General features: G+C 38.7%; 17 protein-coding genes and 1 pseudogene. 3 read left to right on the forward strand and 15 right to left on the reverse strand.

Annotation, left to right across the window (positions count from 1 at the left end):
• Positions 1-133: 133 nt before the first annotated feature.
• The 3 genes from IJ535_RS01490 to IJ535_RS01500 all read right to left on the reverse strand — a co-directional run bounded on the left by IJ535_RS01490 (position 134) and on the right by IJ535_RS01500 (position 1,660).
• A complete protein-coding gene (locus IJ535_RS01490; protein ID WP_330619480.1) occupies positions 134-622 on the reverse strand; it encodes an AlkZ-related protein in 489 nt (162 codons plus the stop codon).
• 24 nt (positions 623-646) lie between these two features.
• Complete coding sequence (locus tag IJ535_RS01495; RefSeq protein WP_294297863.1) at positions 647-799, reverse strand: hypothetical protein; 153 nt, start codon at positions 797-799, stop codon at positions 647-649.
• Positions 800-895: 96 nt separating this feature from the next.
• Positions 896-1,660, reverse strand: coding sequence for a class I SAM-dependent methyltransferase (locus IJ535_RS01500; protein ID WP_294297865.1), 765 nt, complete (start codon positions 1,658-1,660; stop codon positions 896-898).
• Between the two features lie 254 nt (positions 1,661-1,914).
• Here IJ535_RS01500 and IJ535_RS01505 point away from each other — a divergent pair, with 254 nt between their 5' ends.
• Positions 1,915-2,640 (forward strand): MerR family transcriptional regulator, encoded by a 726-nt coding sequence (locus IJ535_RS01505; protein ID WP_294297871.1) that lies wholly within the window; start codon positions 1,915-1,917, stop codon positions 2,638-2,640.
• Positions 2,641-2,713: 73 nt separating this feature from the next.
• Here the strand turns inward: IJ535_RS01505 and IJ535_RS14165 are convergent.
• The 6 genes and pseudogenes from IJ535_RS14165 to IJ535_RS01535 form a co-directional block, all read right to left on the reverse strand.
• Positions 2,714-2,791, reverse strand: a pseudogene (locus IJ535_RS14165) (NUDIX hydrolase); the annotation flags it as partial.
• Between the two features lie 6 nt (positions 2,792-2,797).
• Entirely contained in the window at positions 2,798-3,298 is a 501-nt protein-coding gene (locus IJ535_RS01515; protein WP_330619481.1) for a GNAT family N-acetyltransferase, read from the reverse strand.
• A gap of 187 nt (positions 3,299-3,485) precedes the next feature.
• Positions 3,486-3,803, reverse strand: coding sequence for a hypothetical protein (locus IJ535_RS01520; protein ID WP_294297874.1), 318 nt, complete (start codon positions 3,801-3,803; stop codon positions 3,486-3,488).
• Positions 3,781-4,080, reverse strand: a complete 300-nt coding sequence (locus tag IJ535_RS01525; protein WP_294297876.1) for a hypothetical protein — start codon at positions 4,078-4,080, stop codon at positions 3,781-3,783. Before IJ535_RS01525 ends, IJ535_RS01520 begins: the two co-directional genes overlap by 23 nt.
• Positions 4,081-4,288: 208 nt before the next feature.
• A complete protein-coding gene (locus IJ535_RS01530; protein WP_294297880.1) occupies positions 4,289-4,687 on the reverse strand; it encodes a DeoR family transcriptional regulator in 399 nt (132 codons plus the stop codon).
• Positions 4,688-4,806: 119 nt separating this feature from the next.
• Positions 4,807-5,415, reverse strand: coding sequence for a hypothetical protein (locus tag IJ535_RS01535; RefSeq protein ID WP_294297883.1), 609 nt, complete (start codon positions 5,413-5,415; stop codon positions 4,807-4,809).
• A 203-nt stretch (positions 5,416-5,618) separates the two neighbouring features.
• Here IJ535_RS01535 and IJ535_RS01540 point away from each other — a divergent pair, with 203 nt between their 5' ends.
• The gene (locus IJ535_RS01540) at positions 5,619-6,890 is read left to right on the forward strand and encodes a hypothetical protein (protein WP_294297886.1); all 1,272 of its coding nucleotides are present in this window, start codon (positions 5,619-5,621) and stop codon (positions 6,888-6,890) included.
• A gap of 99 nt (positions 6,891-6,989) precedes the next feature.
• Entirely contained in the window at positions 6,990-7,562 is a 573-nt protein-coding gene (locus IJ535_RS01545) for a helix-turn-helix domain-containing protein (RefSeq protein WP_294297888.1), read from the forward strand.
• Positions 7,563-7,606: 44 nt separating this feature from the next.
• Here the strand turns inward: IJ535_RS01545 and IJ535_RS01550 are convergent, their stop codons facing one another.
• The 6 genes from IJ535_RS01550 to gtfA all read right to left on the reverse strand — a co-directional run bounded on the left by IJ535_RS01550 (position 7,607) and on the right by gtfA (position 16,175).
• Positions 7,607-7,741, reverse strand: coding sequence for a hypothetical protein (locus tag IJ535_RS01550; RefSeq protein WP_294297894.1), 135 nt, complete (start codon positions 7,739-7,741; stop codon positions 7,607-7,609).
• Positions 7,742-8,345: 604 nt separating this feature from the next.
• On the reverse strand, positions 8,346-9,197 hold the full coding sequence (locus IJ535_RS01555) for a PD-(D/E)XK nuclease family transposase (protein WP_294297897.1): 852 nt from the start codon (positions 9,195-9,197) through the stop codon (positions 8,346-8,348).
• A 507-nt stretch (positions 9,198-9,704) separates the two neighbouring features.
• Entirely contained in the window at positions 9,705-10,175 is a 471-nt protein-coding gene (locus IJ535_RS01560) for a GNAT family N-acetyltransferase (RefSeq protein ID WP_294297900.1), read from the reverse strand.
• Between the two features lie 342 nt (positions 10,176-10,517).
• A complete protein-coding gene (ppdK, locus tag IJ535_RS01565) occupies positions 10,518-13,154 on the reverse strand; it encodes a pyruvate, phosphate dikinase (RefSeq protein WP_294297901.1) in 2,637 nt (878 codons plus the stop codon).
• 199 nt (positions 13,155-13,353) lie between these two features.
• Positions 13,354-14,706 carry an accessory Sec system glycosylation chaperone GtfB gene (gtfB, locus tag IJ535_RS01570; protein ID WP_294297903.1) on the reverse strand — a complete coding sequence of 451 codons (1,353 nt, stop codon included), beginning with the start codon at positions 14,704-14,706 and terminating at the stop codon, positions 13,354-13,356.
• A complete protein-coding gene (gtfA, locus tag IJ535_RS01575; RefSeq protein WP_294297905.1) occupies positions 14,679-16,175 on the reverse strand; it encodes an accessory Sec system glycosyltransferase GtfA in 1,497 nt (498 codons plus the stop codon). The genes gtfB and gtfA overlap by 28 nt, the downstream gene beginning before the upstream one ends.
• Between the last annotated feature and the right edge of the window lie 18 nt (positions 16,176-16,193).

Genomic DNA, 16,193 nt, shown 5'->3' on the forward strand with positions numbered 1-16,193 from the left:
TAAGATCTGACTCTTGAAACTCTTTTCTGATTTTATTCCAGTTGTAATTTTTTCTTTTGACCATAATGTTTTCCTCCTGAAAGGATTATGGCATTTTGGGATGGGCTTTCCAAGACGGCCGTTCTAGCTACACTTACGTTCCATCGAAGCCTTTCTCTCCGCCTTTTCCGAAGCCAGCTTTCTGTTTTATCTCATTGGAATAGTACTCTTCATCCATCAGTTCTTCGGCATACAAATCCATGATTTTCTTCTGCCTGGCAGATGCCTTACCATCCTCCCAAAGAGCATCAAAATCATAGCCATCCCTGCGATAATTCACAAAGTATGGTAGCCACTCTTTTGAAATGAAGCCTGCCTTCTTATCAAAAAACTTGCCATAGGCTACATCTCCACGGCGGGCAATTATCTCTCGCCACTCCCAAGGATCCACTGCTGGATCTTCCGACCACCAGTACTCTGGAACCGTGCGTTCCTCTAGCGAAAATCCTGGAATATCATTTTTGAAAAGTGGCAAAAAACCAACTTCATTAATATATTCAATTGCTTCATCCACTGTATGTAGGCATTCTGGGTCATCCCAGTCTACACCATACATAATCCATGTTCCACTTTCGTTTGGCAAAATCGCACCTCATTATTCACTTTGCTAACAGTTTAACTCCTGAAAACAGAATTCCAAGAGACATGCCTGATAAGGCTTGCCATGGAATTCCTTTTCACACTGATCTTCTGCAAGAATCTTATGTCCTGCACTTCCAACTACTATAAGGATAACACATATGGATAGAATTCCAATCAAAAAATCCCCTCCACATCTGTATGTAGAGAGGATTTAAAAACAATCCTAAAATAATATAAATTCCCGACGCAAAAAGCTACACCATCTAATCATCAACTACTTCCTTCCCATGAGAATCGCTGAGCCTGAAAGGCTCATCCACGTAGATTCCCACTTACTCATGAACATTCCGTTTGTTGTATCAACAAACTTTACTTCTTCATAGCCCATGTCCTTAAGCTTTTTAACAAAGCTTTCCATATCTCCGTACTTCGAATTTGACATGATATCGTGAATAGCAAAGGTGCCACCCTTCTTCAGTGTCCTTAGTGTTTCTAAAAGAATGGCCTGCCTGTCCTTACTAGGAATGTTGTGATATACATAATTACTGGTAACTGCATCAAAAGTCTCATCCGGAAAATCCAGCTTACAAGCATCCCCTTGCTGGAAAGAAGTGTTGCCCACACCCTCTGCTGCTGAATTACTCTCACATAGGTTCTTACTGAATGATGCGTACTCTTTGCCCCATCTATCAATTCCAATAACCTGAGCATTAGGATTTCTTTTTGCAACTGCAATACTTAATGCGCCGCTGCCGCAACCAACATCCAGGCACTTGCCACCATCAGGAATTTTCACATATGAAGCCACACCTTCGATAATCTGTTTTGACATCTGTCTCGTGCCATTGTAAGAAAAAGCTCTGTGCATCAAAAACATCCACAGTGTTATTATTGCGCACAAAATGGTCAGCACCAGCACAACCTTTCCCACTACAGATGCAACTCCTATAATCACAGTTGCAATACAAAATACCACTGCAACTGCAAGAGCTCCTAATATCATTCCCTTTGGCATCCAATTCTTATAATCTGCTTTCATGTTGTCCTCCAATCGTTGTGTATTTTTATGATTATATAATACTACTTTAGGTTAGCTTCGCCTAACTTTTTTTATTAATCTCTGCTCAGGGCAGTGCAAATTCCAAAACCATCGCCGGCACTGCCCACCCCACACAAAAAGACCCCAGCCCCGTCTGACGCCGGTGGCTGGTCCCGAATAAAATATTTCAAAATAACTATTGACTCTAACGTTACGTCATAGTTTATTGTATAATTACCACGGAGGGAAAAGCAATGATGACAGTAAATGAAGTAAGCAAATTAGCAGGCGTGAGTATACGCACACTGCAATACTATGATTCGATTGGACTATTAAAGCCGGCAGAGTACACCGAATCAGGGTATAGACTGTATGACGATGCAGCAATGGAACGTTTGCAACAGATTTTATTATTCAGAGAGCTGGAGTTCCCGTTAAAAGAAATTAAGGAAATTGTTACGCGGCCTGATTTTGATAAGAAGAAGGCCTTGGAACAACAGATTGAGCTTCTTACAATGAAAAAGGAACATCTGGAAAACCTTATAGAATTCGCCCGTGGAATACAAAACGGAGGAAATAATATTATGGATTTTACAGCATTTGATACTAGTAAGTTAGAGGAATACACAAGAAAGGCTAAAGAGCAATGGGGAGATAGCAAAGCTTTTGCTGAATATGAACAGAAATTAGCTTCCCGTTCTAAGGATGATGAGAAAAAGCTTTGGAGCGATTTCATGAAGCTATTCGAGAAATGTGGCAAGCTTAAGGATTCTAACCCTAAATCTGCCGAAGCTCAGGCCATGATAAAGGACATCCAAAACTACATCTCACAGAACTTCTATGAATGTACCAATGAAATTCTTGCAGGTCTTGGCAAGATGTACGCTGCAGAAGGCGAGTTCAAGGCGAACATCGATAAAGCCGGTGGAAAAGGAACTGCTGAATTTGTCAGCCGTGCAATTGCAGAATATGTAAAGTAACCAGACAGGAGGCACCGAAGTGCCTCCTGCTATTTATCTAATATCCTCATATTCTTTAACGTATTTACGAATTATCTCCAGCCTGAATATGCCCAGCTGATGAAGTGTCATATCTGCCCGGAAAAGAATCCCTATTCATAGCTCTCTTCTGCCATATTTACTTCATCCTCTTCTCAAATCTAAAGAATAAATCCGAACCATCATCTCCCTCTGGAGCATTTGGCGAAATGTGCTTTGGATTGTAAAACTCCACTGCTGAAAAGCCACAGCGATTAATATAGAAATGCAGATTTCTGGTATCAAAATAAGGAGTACAAGTCTCCCAAAGAGTAACCTCCGGATGCTTTTCTTCAATTGCATTCCAAATCATTTGACCAATGCCTTTACTTTGCGTTCCACTCTTTACATAAAGGAAATCCAAATCTCCGTGTTCACCATTAATCACAACAATGGCTCCGCCTAAAAGTTCTCCATCAACAACAGCTTTATATGCGATGGCGCCCTTAGCGCTCAATGATTTATTTATATGTGACTCAGGCAGAATTTCTTCATCCAAATTCTCTTCCCACGCAGCTGCTCCTAATTGAAAAGCCTCCTGCATGTCATGTTTGAACTTAGTTAAATCTGCTTCCTCAAGAGGTAGTAAATGAAAATCCATAGTTTTATTATTCCTTTGCCAAAAGTTTTAGTCCTGTAATTCCAACTACTATAAGGATAACACATATGACCTGTGGAACCGACAGTTTTTCAAAAAAATACGCCATTTCTCCAGCTGCTAAGACCTAACGGTAAAGGAATGACATAAGTCCACTGCTTTCAATATGCTTTGTAGCTATAATTAAGTTTTACTTTTGGAGCTGTTGAGTAATAATTGAGCGCTCTCTATCAGAGACACCCATATTATTTAGTGTCTGCTCCAATGTCCATTTCATATTTTTCATAAGATTTTTCACTGTAACAATCTTATCCTCGGTATTATATTCTTCTGCGTATTCTTTTGCATAATTCTTTACTGATTCACACATAATATCACGTCCTTCCTCAGTTTCTTTAAAATGATGAATTTCTTCCGCTAGTTCCTTATAATTCATATCCTCAGATGTTAATGAATTAAAGTCATGCATTAGCTTGCCTATCGCATCATTTTCCTTTATAAGTGCCATTTACATAAATGATGTGCGAACCATCATTTAATGGTTCTCCTGTTTCTTCAATAATTCTACTTGCTGTATATATCGGCAAGCCTTTACCAAATTTATCCTGTTTATAAATGAAAATGATATAAGAATCTCTTAGGTCCTTAAAATTCTGTTTTTTCTTGAGCATGCCATGATCCATGGCTGCACTATGGAATCTTGCTCTTCGTACATGAGAACCAACCTCATTTCCTTGAACCTCAATATCCATTTCAACACCATTTTCATCTATTGCAACAAACATATGGACAGGCACTTATATTTTTTGCTGTTTTGTTTTAGGTCTCATATATAGATTTTATAACTAAGTCTCATAAAGTCTCATTTACGTATGAGACTCAGTGAGACTATAGTGAGACTGCAATGAGACTTTCCTATATAAATCCCACCATTTCAGCATTTTTCAATTAATTCAAAGTCTCATTTTGATGAGACTGATATGAGACTCGGTATTATAATTTCCACACAGATTCATTTTTATCATAAACAGCACCTGTGATTTTCTTTATCTTAGCATAGTCTCTAAATACTGTTGCCCTTGAAATATCAAACTCAGCCATAACCTGCTCTACAGTCAAATGTTTATTCTCACAGATCAAATTATAAATGGCCTGTTCTCTATCTGATAACTTCTTTTGATCATTAGCTTCTTCAACTGCTTCCTTATTCAAAGGAATAGTAATCTTAAAAACATCGTCTTCAAACAGCTCAGGTTTTCCACCATCGGAAAAAATCGGAGTATACTTATATAAATTAATCACACCGGAACCAATCGTATCCGTTCTACCTATATTAGCAAAAAATCTTTGAATAATAGGGTTCTTCGGATATGGCTGAAACTCGTCCTGCATAATATTTCCGTGTCTTCTTGGAATACATCAATTTTCCGTTTTTAGCCAATCCTTTTCAATAATTACCTTTGCGGGATAAGCGCTGGAATAGTCATTTTCTTAGCCTCCTTGAATGTCAACTATTTCCATAATTTATCTATCTCACAATATAACTCCGTATTCTGCTCCTTCGTCCAACCTCCAAACTCTTCATTAAAGCTTGTATGTAAAAGATTCTCATTAAAATTGCGTTCACTCTTTATGTAATCTACGAAGATTTGTAAAATTGCCAAATATACATCCTTATCATTCTCCACCAATCTATGACAGTTAAGCCTCCATGGTTGCTTTGTAACCCATCCAGAATACAAATCATTTAATTCCGGAACGATAAAATTAACAACACCTCCAATTCCAACATCGGCTATAGGTAACTTTTCCGGAGAAGGATACTTGCAAATCAATACATGCAATAATAAATGCTCCAAATAATCACAATAAACAATATTCTCTTTTAGCTGCCATTCATAAGGACACATTTCTGCAAACGCCTTGGTTGATAACATAATCATCTTATCTTCAGCCTTATGATGAGCTATTAATCCTTCAGATGTTCTTGAACACTTGGAGTTCTTATTAAAGGATTTTGTCATATAATCAGCTCTTCCTATTCCATATTTTTCCTGAAGATAATCGCAGTATTCTAAGTATGTCATCTCCTTAACTCTTAAAAATTCATTCATATTCATACGCTTCAAAGCCTCCTTGTAGAAATAATGAGTCTACATTCCGGTAGCAGAATCACATATAATAGGTAATATCAAAAGCCCCGGACACCGTTGATCAAGTGGTGTGCTTTTGATAATAAGATTAAATCATGTTTTTCTCGAAAGCGGGAGTTGTCATATAGTTGCAATTTAGTTGCACGGCGATATTAAGAGGGATTTTTATTATGAGCAAATTATGTTTAAGCACATATTTGAGTGTATTAACACTTTACAAACGTACAATAAGGACAGGTCAATTCAAAATACTCAACGGTCTCGTAAAAAGTATATGTTCGAATCCTGACATTATTGATAAGGAATTAGTTTCTCACATTAAAAACGGAAGAAGAAATCTCCCACAAGTAATAATTGATGAGCTAGAAGAAAAACATTACCAGAACCCTCATTACTTTGAATTCTTCAAATCAAATGTAGAAATCAATCTTCACCCAGAAAAAACGACAGATATATGTAAGGTTCTAAAATATATAGCATCACATGATGAACGAATTGATGATAGTAGTGTAATCGATTATATATCCCACGATAAGAAAAGTGATTTTGATCATATCGGAGACCCTGTTAGCTTTATCGCCGGTGTCTTCCTATATGTAATTCAATTTCAAAATGATGAAACTGCAGATTATGCCAAAGAGATAACAGAAGAATTCTGTAAAAGTGCTGTTAATGAATATGATGCCAAAATCTTCACTTCTGCGGCAAACACTAATAGCGAACTAAGAAATAACATCATCGATACGGATATACCTTCTCAGGCAAAATCATTCTGCCGAAGACACGAGGATAGCATAGGGCTTCTTCCGCTTTGTCAAATTGCAAATATTGTAAATCCAGCACATAACCACGTGAACAAAATGTACGATGAATATTGTGATTGTAGCGAAACCCTAAAAAAACAAATCTTGAAGGAAAATAACTGCCCAATGATTCATGCTGATGACGAATATGCTTTATATGGGCTTTTAAGTCGTTTTGCTGATGATATAGAAACAATGGAGCTAGCCTCAAAAGATAAGACCTACATGTTCTGGCAGTATGTAGTTAGATCTCTTGATTATGAAGAATTAGAACCACTAGATATTAATCCTTCTTTTTTCCCTATAGCTCCCTCTAGAATAATGCCAGACCGTAATACATCTGTATTATCGCAGTTTATAGGGGACTATCTTTTCTATAAAGATAAAGACATGAATATTTCTCTTCCTGTCCCGCTTGACTGGATGTGGGCAAATCTTAACTTCGGAAGTTGTGCAGAAAGGGACCTAATCTTTTGGCTTAATTTATTCATAATAAGTAGCTGTTACGATGTGCAAGCATACTTTAAATATAATAACAATGAATCTCTTAGTATCCCTAATATTACAGATACTAAAACAATAGAAGATTTATTCTTTTTATCGCTACTAATGCTATATGACACCTATATGAATTCATAATGTGTCACTTATTCATCAAAAGTAAAGCAACTCTTTATTTACTAAAGTATAGAGGTAGCGTTATCGTAATAGTAGAGAAAACAAGGAGGTTATACATTAATGAACGCACAGCAGCAACAGATGCTACGATTAAACATAAAAAAATACCGCAAAAAGCTCAATATTACACAGGAGATGCTTGCTGAAAGATTAAATTACACAAAACAGGCAATTTCAAATTGGGAAACCGGAAAGAATCTTCCCTCAGATGAAGATATAGAAAAGATAGCAGAAATCTTTGGTGTTGAGCCGCATGCTCTTATCACACGCAGCACTGACAAGAATAATAGAATTCCCGATTTGGAGTTCCTTGAAATATTACCCATTCCAAATAGAGTTTTTACCTATGCTATTTTCTTTAAGAACAACGTAAACACACAATGGCAAGCTTGGATCTATGATATGGATTACCCTGCTATGATTTTTTCCGGCTATAGCTGCTCTATCCATGACAATTACGCATCATTTAAAGAAGATTTCCTAAAAGATATAGATGAGGCAATTGAAATAGCACGTGACTTCATGGATGAACGCGATGTTGATGATTATGCAAAAGAAATGCGTAGTACCAAAAATATGCTCGAAGCAATGGAAGCATTTGCAGATAACACTGAAGCATTTAAACTAGATTAATAAAAAAAGAGGCCGGTCCCACCACTATGAGACTGGTCCAATAACTACCTACACACATTCTTATTTCGATGCTTATACGTTTTACTATCCCAGATTTCTACTCTATGATCCGTCTTAGCTACAATCTCCACTACTCGCTTCAGCACATCGTCGTAATCATTAGTGCGTATCTTTTTCATAGTTCGTACCTTCATTCGGAAGTAGCTTCTCCCGAATTTTCCTTTCTTGAAAATAGATTAATAGTTTCGGCTCATGTCCATTCCTTGCGCTAAAAAGGGGCATAATAATAGACCAGTACGAATTGATCAGGGCGTCCCCAGAGGTACTGGTCTATGTAAGAGTTATTATTCTTTATATGTCAGCATTCAAGAACGCTATAACAGCATCCTTATCTGATATCTCTAGTCCCTTGGACTCTAATATTTGAACCTGTTCATCATAATTCTTAGCTTTTTTGAGTAGCATAAATACCCCTAAATAAAAAATGTGCTCCCATTGGACACATCAAAGAGAGGTGTGGGAGCTCCTGTTAAATTTATTGTAACAGATGTCCCATTAAAAACAATAAATTTATATAAATTAGGTGGTCGTCATAATCTCCCTTGTTGTTTTATTGCCATCATAGAAGGCAGTAATTTGATAGTATGTTTTACCCATTGAAATACCTCCTTCAACCATAAAAACAATAGAATCACTGTATTTATCGGTTTAAAAAATTTCGCGAAAAAAAGCAGTAGACATAAGTCCACTGCTTTCAATATGCTTTGTAGCTATAATTAAGTTTTACTTTTGGAGCTGCTTTGCTATGATTGCACGTTCTTTGCCTTGTATACCACTAGCTGTAAGAGCCTGATCCAAAGTCCATTTCATATTTTCCATCAGGGACTTAACGATATCAACTTTAGTCTGCTCAGCTCGTTCATCTGCAACTTTATCAGCTAACTTTGTAAATGATTCACACATAGCATCACGTCCTTTCTCTGTTTCTTTAAAATGTCTGACTCCATCTGCAAGCGGTTTAAAATAAATGTTATCAGCCTTCTTGCAATTAAAGTCATGTGCTAACTTACCGAAATCATCTTCACCCCTATACTTACCGTTAACATAAATTATATGAGCTCCATCATCAAAAGCTTTTCCTGTTTCTCTGATAATCTTATCTACATGATATATCGGCTTGTTTTCCTTAAATTTGTCATGTTGACAAATGAAAATAACATAAGTGTCTTTCAGTTCCTTAAAATCTTGATTCTTCTTTAAAAGCCTTGAATCCATCATGCTTTGATGAAATCTTGGTCGTCTAATATGGGATCCCTTAGTATTACGCTGAACCTCTACATCAAACTCTACACCTTTTTCATCTACAGCATCAATATCAAGCTTGATATTTCTTCCACCCGGATATGGGCTCTTAAGTTCAATCTGACCTTTAACTCTGACAACCTTGACATCCTTACGTTCAAGAATAATCTGCAATAAAAGTTCTGTGGCTTCAATATTTCCATCAAAAACCTTGCTCATAAGGTCATCATCGAATAAAGTTAAATCATCAATCGCTTTATCAAGCTCAGCATTAATTTGAGCGCTAAGCTCTTTTCTAGAGGATTCATCCTCTGTAACCTTTTTTCTAGCCATACTTACTCCTCACATTAATAATAGCATCATATCACACCCAAAACAATTAGCAAAGAGCCGATTTAATGCAAACTTAATATGTATAAATGCACATCCACACTAAAAAAAGCACCTTTACCTGTCAAGATAACTGCGCTTTCGTGTCTGCTGTCTTTTATGTTGTCGTTCAAGTGTGCTATGGTCATTGTTGAGCTCACGGTCCTCATTGATCTTGTTGAACTTCATAATCATTTGCCTCTTTAGCAACATCCTTATTTGAAGAAATAGATATGAAAGCATTGCTGATTATATGCTTCCCCCAATATACCCATTTCATGTTCTCTTCCTATGAAAATACTTCTCTCTACTGCAAAAAATCACTCTACCAAAATGTCTTTTACTAAAATATATTTTAGCATAATTTTTCAGCACAAAATCTTTAAATGTCAATGTAGAATTCTACCCCTTATATCGATAATAGAGGGAACCCCCCCTCAAATACAAAAATCCCCATTTTCTACACAGCGTTTAAAGTATATACTGCATAAAATTACCATTATGCTTGAACCCATAAGCAGTATACAGTTTCACTCCCATATCCGAAGCTGTAATATGTACAGCTCCACAGCCATAAGCTCTTGCTTCTTCCACCACTCTATTAAGCAATTCTTTTGCTATGCCCATCCTGCGATAATTGGGATTAGTATACATGCTAGAAAGCAGCCCCAATCTTCCGGTCGGACATCCAAAATATGGCGGCTTCTCTACAAAAGACATGCCACTAGTTCCAATTATTTTGTTGTCATCCATGGCTAGCCAGGAAACAAATGTGCCATCCGCTAAATGTCTATTATAATAATCTTTCAATGCAGATTGCAGGTCAACATCTGTAGGAACAGTTCGCCCTGATGAAACATATTCCTCTGTAAGTTGCGTAATTCTCATATCAATAAATACATCTAATTCTGAAGTTGTTAGCTTCTTATAAGAAATATCCATTTGTCCCCCTTTACAAACTTAACATTAACTATTTCTTCAATATATTATAGCTAATCTACTTTCTCCATAAAAGACCACAGCTCTGTAGATATAACTGGCACTCCTTATTTACAGTATCTGAGCAGTACTATATTCATTTTTCTTCCCAGTACTGCCCAGTCGCACCAGCCCCCTGCCATCGCACACAAAAAAGACCCAGCCCCCAGGAAACCCCAGGGACTGGGTCAAATACTCTATTTAAGCTAACTGCCTAAGCAAAGCCGCCAATTACTTATTTGCTACACAAAGCAGCTTGCCTGCTTTGATGGGCTTGTCCCATCGTCGCAATCCTGCAATTGCAAACTACTTGTTTGCAATTGCAGCCTGTGCTGCAGCAAGGCGAGCGATAGGTACTCTAAATGGAGAGCATGATACATAGTCAAGACCAATCTTGTGGCAGAACTCTACTGAAGATGGGTCTCCACCGTGCTCACCGCAGATACCTACGTGAAGCTTAGGATTTACTGGCTTACCAAGCTTGATAGCTGTCTCCATAAGCTTACCAACACCTGTCTGGTCAAGCTTAGCAAATGGATCGTTCTCGAAGATCTTTGTGTCATAGTAAGCATTTAAGAACTTACCAGCATCATCACGAGAGAATCCGAATGTCATCTGTGTAAGATCGTTTGTACCGAAGCAGAAGAAGTCAGCTTCCTTAGCAATCTCATCAGCTGTAAGAGCAGCACGTGGGATTTCGATCATTGTACCAACTTCGTACTCAAGCTTAGCACCTGCTGCTGCGATTTCAGCGTCAGCTGTCTCAACAACAACCTGCTTTACATACTTAAGCTCCTTAACCTCACATACAAGTGGGATCATGATTTCAGGCTTAACATTCCAATCTGGATGAGCCTTCTGTACTTCGATTGCTGCACGGATAACAGCCTTTGTCTGCATCTTAGCAATTGAAGGATATGTAACTGCAAGACGGCATCCTCTGTGACCCATCATTGGGTTGAACTCGTGGAGTGACTCGCAGATGTTCTTGATTTCTTCTACTGACTTGTTCTTAGCCTTTGCAAGCTTCTCGATATCAGCATCCTCTGTAGGAACGAACTCGTGAAGAGGTGGATCAAGGAATCTGATTGTAACTGGGCATCCCTCAAGTGCTTCGTAAAGAGCCTTGAAGTCTCCCTGCTGGTAAGGAAGAATCTTATCAAGAGCAACTTCTCTTTCTTCCTCTGTATCAGAGCAGATCATCTCACGGAATGCAGCGATACGCTCTGGCTCGAAGAACATGTGCTCTGTACGGCAAAGACCGATACCTTCTGCACCAAGCTCTCTAGCCTTCTTAGCATCAGCTGGAGTATCTGCATTTGTACGAACCTTAAGTGTTCTGAACTGATCAGCCCAAGCCATAACACGACCGAACTCACCAGCGATTGTAGCATCAACTGTTGGGATGATACCAGCGTAGATGTTACCTGTTGTACCATCGATAGAGATTTCAGAACCCTCTGTAAATGTTGTGCCTGCAAGAGTGAACTTCTTGTTCTCCTCATCCATAGCGATGTCGCCGCAACCAGATACACAGCATGTACCCATACCACGAGCAACAACGGCAGCGTGTGATGTCATACCACCACGAACTGTAAGGATACCCTGAGCAGCCTTCATACCTGTGATATCTTCTGGAGATGTCTCAAGACGAACAAGAACTACCTTCTCGCCGCGAGCAGCCCATGCCTCTGCGTCATCAGCTGTAAATACAACCTTACCGCAAGCAGCACCAGGAGATGCACCAAGACCCTTTCCAAGTGGAGTTGCAGCCTTAAGAGCAGCAGCCTCGAACTGTGGATGAAGAAGTGTATCAAGGTTACGTGGGTCGATCATTGCTACAGCCTCTTCTGGTGTCTTGTGTCCCTCATCAACAAGGTCGCAAGCAATCTTAAGAGCAGCTGGAGCTGTTCTCTTACCGTTACGGCACTGGAGCATGTAAAGCTTCTTGTTCTCTACTGTGAACTCCATGTCCTGCATATCATGGTAGTGATTCTCAAGAGTCTCACATACCTTGATGAACTCTGCATAAGCCTCTGGGAATTCCTTCTCCATCTGAGCGATTGGCATTGGTGTACGAACACCAGCAACTACGTCCTCGCCCTGTGCGTTGATAAGGAACTCACCCATAAGCTTGTTCTCGCCTGTAGCTGGGTCACGAGTAAATGCAACACCAGTACCAGACTCGTTATTTAAGTTACCGAATACCATAGGCATTACGTTAACAGCTGTACCCCATGAATAAGGGATATCGTTGTCTCTTCTATATACGTTTGCACGAGGATTATCCCATGAACGGAAAACTGCCTCGATAGCAAGCTTTAACTGCTCAACAGGATCTGATGGGAAGTCTGAACCTAGCTGATTCTTGTACTCAGCCTTGAACTGCTCAGCAAGCTCCTTAAGGTCAGCTGCTGTAAGATCTACGTCAAACTTAACACCCTTCTTCTCCTTCATCTCATCGATAAGCTGCTCGAAGTACTTCTTACCAACTTCCATAACAACGTCTGAGAACATCTGGATAAAACGTCTGTATGAATCATATACGAAACGCTCAAAAGCTGGATCTGGGTTACCAGCAATCATAGCTGCAACTACTTCATCGTTAAGACCAAGGTTAAGGATAGTATCCATCATACCTGGCATAGATGCTCTAGCACCTGAACGAACTGAAACTAAAAGTGGATTCTTAAGATCGCCGAACTTCTTGCCGTTGATCTCTTCCATCTTCTTAACACCTTCCATAGCCTGAGCCATGATTTCATCATTAATCTTGCGACCATCCTCATAGTACTGTGTACAAGCCTCTGTTGTGATTGTGAAGCCCTGAGGTACTGGAAGACCGATGCTTGTCATCTCTGCAAGGTTAGCACCCTTTCCGCCGAGAAGGTTACGCATGGTCATGTCGCCTTCGCTAAACATATACACCCATTTGTTAGCCATTTTGATAATCCTCCTAATTTTTTAAAAACATTATTCTGCGAACTGTTGATTTAAACGGGGTTTCAGACAGTCCGTTTATATTTAAACACAATTTAGACCCCAAATCAATCAAAATCGTTGTACGATAAGTAGAAAAACAGCAAAGTTTTTTGTGCACTTTTATCACAAAAACTTTGCTGTCTGAATATAGTTTCCATTTTTAATTAAAGTCATACTCTGCCGGATTTGCCGTAAGTGCGTATTTTTGCTGGCTTATCACAGCTTTTTTCAACTTTGTTCTATCACTAATCAATCCCTTTAGTCGATAGATGAGTTTTCTGAAATCTTTTGCATCAAATCGATTTTCCGGTGCCGTATAACATAATCCGTGGGCTGTTTCATTGAATGCCAGCAGCAATTGATTTTGAATAAATGCCTGCCTTGTGGCATTCACTATCTCCCCCTCATGATTAATATCAAGATAGTAATCACATCTTGCAAACAAGCCATTTAGTGTGGACATTTTGATATTAGGATACAAAATAGCATTGTCATATTTTTCATGAGCTAAAAGCTTTGCGGACATTTCTGTAAGTGCCGCCACATGAAACTTTACCTCAGGAAGGGCCTCTATTAGTTCTTGCAGCTTTTCCACCTCCTGGGTGTTGGTGCAAATCAAAGCCTCCTTGCGTCCTAAGTTTTCCCTTTCAAATGGGTATATGTACCCAAGCCTTGATACTATATTTTTAGCTCCATCTACCTTACTTAGCCTTTCATAGGATGGATTGTTTTGCACTACTATCCTGTTACATCTAGGAGCCTTTCCATCTAAGATAAGCTGCATATTCCCCGGTATGTCTTTGCCCATTTCTTCCTGCCAAAACAATATATCGCATTTACGATATTCACCCTCAGGTAATGCATTAGATACAAAAAATGGAATTGATAATGAATTAAAGTATATTGCCTTTTTATCAAAGCCATTCAGCAACATGTAGTAAACCACAAATTCAGTTCTATTTTTAAAGAACCTTGTAACCCCTTTATAATTTAAAATAATATCGCCGGTAACAAAATTCTCAATAATTACCTCATTTCCTGTTGCATCAAAATAGGATTTGCTGACCTTTTTGGCAAATTTATTAAAGATTGTTCTTCCATAGCAAATACCATATTTATTGTAGTGGTCGCTGGCCTTAACCACTCCATCCTCGTCCAGCCAATCAACCACCTTTACAAGCCTTTTGTTTTTAGGCTCCTGGTAAAAGATTCTTCCTCGTTCCTTGGATTTGTCATGGACACTTCCACTGTTATTATTTCCACTAATCTGCCAATATTCTGGCACTTTTATCTGATTAAAATATAGGGGCTTTGCTAAATTGTTTCCACCAAAAATATCCCCAAGGAAATATTCAAAAACATTCTCCACATTATCAGGCAAAAAGCCTTCATCATTGATGCATACAGCTTTTATTTCATAACCTGCATTAGAAAAAGAGGCAAGCAAATCTCTGCTTCCCAAATTAAAATAATCAAACAGCAACACTATATTGTCTCTATTAGATTTTTCCATTTTGCCTCCACTTCATGGGCTAAGTATTCCTTAGCCTTTTTGTAAGAATGCTCATGCATCTCATCTAAATCATCTTCCATAAAAAGCTTTTTAATTGCATCCACTATAAGCTTTTGCCTGCGGGATTTTTCTATTCCAATATTGTATGGAAGCTTATATCCGTTCTTTCCTTCGTCTATAAAATTCTTGTTGCCATATCTCACATCAAATCCTATTATTGGAAGCCCTGAACCTATGGCTTCCATAAGGGTCAATCCAAAGCCTTCACTGGTGGAGCCAGATAGATATGCTTCGTAGTTTACATACACATTCTCCAGGTCATGCTGCCCCATTAACCGTATATACGAATCAGCCTTAAGAGCTTCAATCTGCTGCTTTAGAGTCTTTTCTGCTGCGCCCTTTCCATAGATATCAAGGGTAATATCCTCCATCTCCTTATGCACTTCTGCCACTGCATCCACCAGCCAATCCACATGCTTTTCTGTGGCAAGCCTTGATGCTGTTATTAAAGAATGTGCTTTTCTTTCCTTGTCAGGATACTTTAGCTCTGGCAAAGCACCTACTGGTATCGTATATACGTTAGGTGTTACATTCATATATTTTTGAAACTGGCTAATCATAAGCTGCCTTTGGTCTTCTGTGGCAGTGATGTAAAAATCAACCCTGCCGTGCATAGCAAAGGAGTACTCATAATAATTATTCCAAAGGATGTTATCATCATCAGTAGCCCCCTCACTAAAGTGGTCTGCATGGATAACAATTCCAAGCTTGGCCTCACCTATATTTTCCATTATCGCCTGGCCCTGGCCTGTGGTTCTATCAATAATTACAATGTCATCCTTTGTAAGCTGAAGCTTCTTTGTCATATATCCAATTAGCTCCTGCTTAGAGCATATCAACTTGTCAGGAAACTTATACATTACATTGCCATCATCATTTATCTCCTCGTAAGCAAGGCTTCCATCCTGATTAAAGAACCTGCGATGATACATGTGAGCCTTACCGTCAAGTGGGGCATAATATTCTGAAAACACCCTGCCTGAAATAAAATAATCCTTTCTAACCAGGCAGCCTCTTGATACCATTTCCACTCTATGAACGCAGTCTGAATCCGCATTTACGAAGTAGATTCTGTAAAAATTGTTATCTCCTTCAAATACAAATTTTCCTATTTTGCCTTCTCTTTCATAGGTTAGGCTTACATCCCCAACACTAGCTCTAAGGTCGTCCAATGTGTATGTAACAGGCCCTAAGGTGATATCAGTGAAAAATGTATAAAGCCATATAATCTCATCATCCTCAAAGCCGATATTCTCAGTCATGTCAGTTAAATTGTCTCTTGGAAACATATCGGTGAATATGAACTTGGCTGGCTTATTTATATTTCTTAGGACTTTGGCTCGGTAGCTTTGGGCGTATTCTACACCAGAGCTGGCCCAGCCTATGCCTAGGTTGAAGTTGTAGATCATAGTTGCTCCTTTCGTCAG

The sequence above is a fragment of the Pseudobutyrivibrio sp. genome (assembly GCF_017471675.1).
GTDB lineage: Bacteria > Bacillota > Clostridia > Lachnospirales > Lachnospiraceae > Pseudobutyrivibrio.

Excerpts from the sequence above, each read along its gene's own strand:
- IJ535_RS01535 (WP_294297883.1), bottom strand. The coding sequence starts at position 5,415 with ATGAATATGAATGAATTTTTAAGAGTTAAGGAGATGACATACTTAGAA.
- IJ535_RS01500 (WP_294297865.1), bottom strand. The coding sequence starts at position 1,660 with ATGAAAGCAGATTATAAGAATTGGATGCCAAAGGGAATGATATTAGGA.
- ppdK (WP_294297901.1), bottom strand. The coding sequence starts at position 13,154 with ATGGCTAACAAATGGGTGTATATGTTTAGCGAAGGCGACATGACCATG.
- IJ535_RS01520 (WP_294297874.1), bottom strand. The coding sequence starts at position 3,803 with ATGGCACTTATAAAGGAAAATGATGCGATAGGCAAGCTAATGCATGAC.
- IJ535_RS01505 (WP_294297871.1), top strand. The coding sequence starts at position 1,915 with ATGATGACAGTAAATGAAGTAAGCAAATTAGCAGGCGTGAGTATACGC.
- gtfA (WP_294297905.1), bottom strand. The coding sequence starts at position 16,175 with ATGATCTACAACTTCAACCTAGGCATAGGCTGGGCCAGCTCTGGTGTA.
- IJ535_RS01560 (WP_294297900.1), bottom strand. The coding sequence starts at position 10,175 with ATGGATATTTCTTATAAGAAGCTAACAACTTCAGAATTAGATGTATTT.
- IJ535_RS01545 (WP_294297888.1), top strand. The coding sequence starts at position 6,990 with ATGAACGCACAGCAGCAACAGATGCTACGATTAAACATAAAAAAATAC.
- gtfB (WP_294297903.1), bottom strand. The coding sequence starts at position 14,706 with ATGGAAAAATCTAATAGAGACAATATAGTGTTGCTGTTTGATTATTTT.
- IJ535_RS01530 (WP_294297880.1), bottom strand. The coding sequence starts at position 4,687 with ATGCAGGACGAGTTTCAGCCATATCCGAAGAACCCTATTATTCAAAGA.
- IJ535_RS01550 (WP_294297894.1), bottom strand. The coding sequence starts at position 7,741 with ATGAAAAAGATACGCACTAATGATTACGACGATGTGCTGAAGCGAGTA.
- IJ535_RS01540 (WP_294297886.1), top strand. The coding sequence starts at position 5,619 with ATGAGCAAATTATGTTTAAGCACATATTTGAGTGTATTAACACTTTAC.
- IJ535_RS01515 (WP_330619481.1), bottom strand. The coding sequence starts at position 3,298 with ATGGATTTTCATTTACTACCTCTTGAGGAAGCAGATTTAACTAAGTTC.
- IJ535_RS01555 (WP_294297897.1), bottom strand. The coding sequence starts at position 9,197 with ATGGCTAGAAAAAAGGTTACAGAGGATGAATCCTCTAGAAAAGAGCTT.
- IJ535_RS01525 (WP_294297876.1), bottom strand. The coding sequence starts at position 4,080 with ATGTTTGTTGCAATAGATGAAAATGGTGTTGAAATGGATATTGAGGTT.